At 59.7% G+C, this 1,928-nt stretch carries 1 protein-coding gene and 1 pseudogene; both read left to right on the forward strand.

Features of this window, described 5'->3' with window-relative positions; genetic code table 11:
* Positions 1-593 precede the first annotated feature (593 nt).
* A complete protein-coding gene (thiD, locus tag V6C16_RS12160) occupies positions 594-1,394 on the forward strand; it encodes a bifunctional hydroxymethylpyrimidine kinase/phosphomethylpyrimidine kinase (RefSeq protein WP_333534592.1) in 801 nt (266 codons plus the stop codon).
* A 344-nt stretch (positions 1,395-1,738) separates the two neighbouring features.
* Positions 1,739-1,928: pseudogene (locus V6C16_RS12165) on the forward strand (flagellar export protein FliJ); the annotation flags it as partial.

The following is a 1,928-nucleotide window of genomic DNA, read 5'->3' on the forward strand; positions in this document are numbered from 1 at the left end:
ACAAGCAGCACGGCCAGCAGGGCCAGAACAATCGCCTTGCGCCCGCCCTTGCCGGGGGCAGGTTCGGGCAGATTGACTATGCCCGGCACGCCGGGCTGTTTTTTATCCAGTTTCATGCGCAACTCCTTTACGGCGGCGCGCAGAGCGTTATACATGTAAAGCAGGAAATCCCGCCAAAAAAGCACAGGGCGGACACGGCTTTCCTGTGGCGCTCAAACCGCTTGGCCGATGCTAGCATCGCTTTATGGGGCTGTGAAGACTTTTTCCAGACATGTGGCTGCCGTGCAACTGACGCGGCAACGGTCCCGGCGCGGGCAACCGCAAAAAGGACGTGCACCCACCGGCCACAAACCGGCGGAGCCTGTCAAAAGCTCAAGGCTCGGTTCGCGTCTGGCTGACAGGCGGGCAGGCTGGCATGACCGTTGGTATGACAACCGGCATGCTGCCTGCCTTGATGGTTCCCCACCCCCGTAATGCCTGGAGGCCGATCCGCCGCACGGTCATACGACGTGAGGCACAGGCCGCACATTGCATCAGACAACAGGGAAGGCTATAGTATGCCCGGCTCACTAAAATCATACACAGAGGGCAAGATGCTGACTCCTCCCAACATACTGACAATCGCCGGTTCCGATTCCGGCGGCGGCGCGGGCATTCAGGCCGACCTGAAAACCATCATGGCTATGGGCGGCTACGGCATGAGCGTCATTGCCGCTCTCACTGCCCAGAACGGCCTGGGCGTCACGGGCATACACGCCCCGGACCCGGATTTTGTAGCTTTGCAGCTCTGCACCGTGCTTGACGGCTTTCCTGTGGCGGCCGCGAAAACAGGCATGCTGTTTTCAGCGCCCATCATCAAGGCCATTGCCCCCCTGTTGCGCAAGCGTGATTTTCCGCTTGTGGTAGACCCGGTTTCCATAAGCCAGAGCGGCAGCGTGCTTTTGCAGGAAGACGCGGTCAAGGCGCTTGTGCAGGAAATCCTGCCCGGCTGCGACCTGTTGACGCCCAACAGGCCCGAAGCGGAAATGCTCACCAGCATGACCATCGACAATCTTGACGATGCCGCCGCCGCCGGTGAAAAACTGCTGCAGATGGGCGCGCGGGCCGTTCTTATCAAGGGCGGTCATATGGAAAGCAATGTGGTTGTTACCGACTGTCTGTGCGTGGCGGGTGAGGCTCCCAAGCATCTGCCGCAGGCCAAGGTAGAAACCGCCAACAATCACGGCACGGGCTGCACCCTTTCGGCCGCCATTGCCACCGGCCTCGGCAAGGGCCTGCCCCTGCTGGTGGCGGTGACCCGCGCCCAGGAATTCCTCAACCTTGCCCTGCGCCGCAGTTACAGCCCCGGCAGCGGGTGTGGGCCGGTCAACCATTCGGCCGGGCTGAACCTTTAAGGCAAATCAGCCTTGAGAATGGGCATTCTCAAAGCTTACGGCACGCTCGCTTCGGCGCTTAACAGCGCAGATAAATTGCGCTTGCTCACGCAGCCCAGAGCAATTTGAAAATAACAATGCTCAAAAATAGCGATGCCAAACAGGCATCCGTCAAGGGCAAAAACGCCGGGACACTTCACGGGCGACAGCGCCTGACCATGACACGGCGACAGGCCGCGTTTTTTGTACCATGACGCACAAGGCCGGTGCATCCCGTCACGACAGTAAACAGCGGGCTTGGCCCGCTGTTTGCAATATATTGAATTATAGATGCTGTACGGCGTCAAAATCAAGGCGGTGTGCGCGTGGCCTTTCGTTTCAAAATGCAAAAAGTTCTGGACTACCGGGAACAGCTGGAAGAAGAAGCCAAGGTAAATCTGGCCGTTCAGCAGGCCCGGCTGGCCGAGGCCCGCGAGCGTCTTGAACACGTCAGGGAAGAACTGCGCCGGGCCGAAGACGGTCTTATGAGCGCGGCCCTTATGGACGCGCCCGAAC

It is taken from the genome of Desulfovibrio sp. 1188_IL3213 (assembly GCF_036763145.1).
Lineage (GTDB): Bacteria > Desulfobacterota > Desulfovibrionia > Desulfovibrionales > Desulfovibrionaceae > Desulfovibrio.